The 1872-nt window shown below is 69.8% G+C and carries 4 protein-coding genes; 3 read left to right on the plus strand and 1 reads right to left on the minus strand.

Annotation, left to right across the window (positions count from 1 at the left end):
• Window positions 1–35 precede the first annotated feature (35 nt).
• A complete protein-coding gene (locus tag AC3XYG_RS15585; protein WP_489140758.1) occupies window positions 36–419 on the plus strand; it encodes a DUF4180 domain-containing protein in 384 nt (127 codons plus the stop codon).
• Window positions 420–557: 138 nt separating this feature from the next.
• The gene (locus AC3XYG_RS15590; RefSeq protein WP_489140759.1) at window positions 558–1025 is read left to right on the plus strand and encodes a GFA family protein; all 468 of its coding nucleotides are present in this window, start codon (window positions 558–560) and stop codon (window positions 1023–1025) included.
• Window positions 1026–1047: 22 nt separating this feature from the next.
• On the opposite strand, the gene AC3XYG_RS15595 is transcribed toward AC3XYG_RS15590, so the two are convergent.
• Window positions 1048–1380 (minus strand): hypothetical protein, encoded by a 333-nt coding sequence (locus AC3XYG_RS15595; protein WP_489140760.1) that lies wholly within the window; start codon window positions 1378–1380, stop codon window positions 1048–1050.
• Between the two features lie 176 nt (window positions 1381–1556).
• Between AC3XYG_RS15595 and AC3XYG_RS15600 the strand changes: the two genes are divergently transcribed.
• Window positions 1557–1872: SRPBCC family protein (locus AC3XYG_RS15600; RefSeq protein WP_489140761.1), on the plus strand; the 316-nt coding region annotated here is incomplete at its 3' end.

Below are 1872 nucleotides of genomic sequence, written 5' to 3' on the forward strand. Positions count from 1 at the left end.
ATAGAGACACGGCCTCGGCATGAGGGGAAACAGCGATGATCGAAGAATGGAGCGGCGAGCGGGTGATGCTCTGCCCGGCGGATGGACCGCTGATCGACAGCGAACGGGGCGCCGTCGACCTGGTCGGCGACGCGATGGGCGAAAGCGCATCGCTGGTCGCCCTGCCCGTCAGCCGTCTGGCCCCCGCCTTCTTCGACCTGCGCTCCGGCCTCGCCGGGGCGGTCCCGCAGAAGATCGTCAACTATCAGTTGCGGCTGGCCGTCGTCGGCGACATCTCGAGCCATCTGGCCGCCAGCAGCGCCCTGCGCGACTGGGTACGGGAAGCCAACCGGCAGCACGCGGTCTGGTTCGTCCAGGATCTGGACGAGCTGGCCGCGCGCTTGGGCGGCCCGGCCGCAACGCCGAAGGCGGCGGGATAACAGCCCGGGCACGAGTGGAACCGCATCGGCTTGATCATCCGCGCCGTCGCGATCCCGGCCTGCCTCTCCAACCCTCCTGACAGGAGGGCCGTGGCTGATGTGATAGGCTGGTGCGGTCGATCGCTGCACGAGGGGGAGATGACCGGCATCCTCGAAGGCGGCTGCGCCGGCGGAACCGTGCGGTACCGGCTGCTGTCGCCGCCGATGATCGTGCATTGCTGCCATTGCCGCGACTGCCAGCGGCAGACCGGCAGCGCCTTCGTGCTCAACGCCCTGATCGAGGCCGACCGGGTTGCGTTGCGGTCGGGCCAGCCGGAGCCCGTCGGCGTGCCGACCGACAGCGGCGAGCCGCATGTCATTCACCGCTGCCCCACCTGCCGCACCGCGTTGTGGAGCATTTATAGCGGCCGGACCGCCATACGCTTCGTCCGCACCGGCACGCTGGATGACCCCGCGGCGCTGCCGCCCGACGTGCACATCTTCACCCGGTCGAAGCTGCCCTGGATCGGGCTGCCGGACGGCGTCCCGGCCTTCGAGGAGTTCTACGAATTGGCGGAGCTGTGGCCCCAGGCCAGCCTGGAGCGCCGCCGCGCGGCGCTGGGCTGACCGCCGCCGGCGTCGCGGCGGCTCAGAGGAACGCCATCTGGCCCTGTGCCGCCGGGACCGGCAGCGATCCGGCCGGCGCGGCATCCGTCCGCTGGGCACTGGCGAACAGCACCTCGCCGCGGGCCATGGCCCAGGTCTTGTCCTTCGCCAGGGTGGCCGGGCGGTTGTCGGTGCGGCACAGCATGAGGGCGCCGGACGGGTGCTGCCACAGGTCGAATCCCAGCAGGTCGGGGAATTCGCAGACCGCCGCCCGCAGCACCGGCGCATGGCCTTCGGCCGCCAGCAGGCGGCGCGACAGCGCATTGCGATAAAGCTTCAAGCCGTCCCGTTCCCGGACTTCGCGCGCGATCCCCATTCCCGGATCTCCTCTGATCTCGGCCGATGGCTCCGCATCGACCCGACACAGATGGAACGTACTAAGAACATCGGCCGATGTCCAGCAAAAGGAACAATTCGGGAACTGGCCGTTTCGTTCAAGCCGGGCGGGACTGCACCTGCCAGACTGGCAGCCGTCACATTGAGGATCCCGCCATGCTCAGCCCCCGTCCTTCTGCAGCCTTGGCCTCCCGCACCCTCGGCGTCTGGATCGACCGCGACCCGGAAGCCGTCTACGCCTTCCTGGCCGTGCCGGAGAATTTCATGCAATGGGCCAGCGGCCTGGCCGGGTCGCTGCGCCGCGACGGCGAGAATTGGGTGGCGGCCACACCCGAGGGCGACGTGCGGGTGCGGTTCACTCCGCCCAACCCGTTCCGCATCGCCGACCATTGGGTGGTGCTGCCCGACGGGGCCGAAGTGTCGGTGCCGCTGCGGGTGCTGGCGAATGGCGACGGCAGCGAGGTGACGCGTG

The organism is Inquilinus sp., assembly GCF_057815775.1.